The 229-nt window shown below is 67.7% G+C and carries 1 protein-coding gene; it reads left to right on the top strand.

Features of this window, described 5'->3' with window-relative positions; translation table 11 throughout:
- Positions 1 to 229: HlyD family efflux transporter periplasmic adaptor subunit (locus tag HKX41_14075; protein ID NNC25261.1), on the top strand; the 229-nt coding region annotated here is incomplete at both ends.

Here is a 229-nt window from a genome sequence, read left to right as displayed (position 1 = left end):
CTGATGCAATTGCGCGCGCCGGTCGACGGCACGGTCCAGCAGTTGGCCGTGCACACGGTAGGCGGCGTGGTCACTCCGGCGCAGCCGCTGCTGGCGGTGGTGCCCAGCCGCGAGGCGCTGGAAGTGGAAGCGACCGTGCTCAACAAGGACATCGGCTTCATCCGGCCCGGCCAGGCGGTGACGGTCAAGATCGACAGCTTTCCCTACACCCGCTACGGCTATCTCACCG

This window comes from Salifodinibacter halophilus, assembly GCA_012999515.1.
Lineage (GTDB): Bacteria > Pseudomonadota > Gammaproteobacteria > Nevskiales > Salinisphaeraceae > Salifodinibacter > Salifodinibacter halophilus.
The sequence above is the reverse complement of the archived record's forward strand: the minus strand, read 5'-3'. Positions and strand labels throughout refer to the sequence as shown.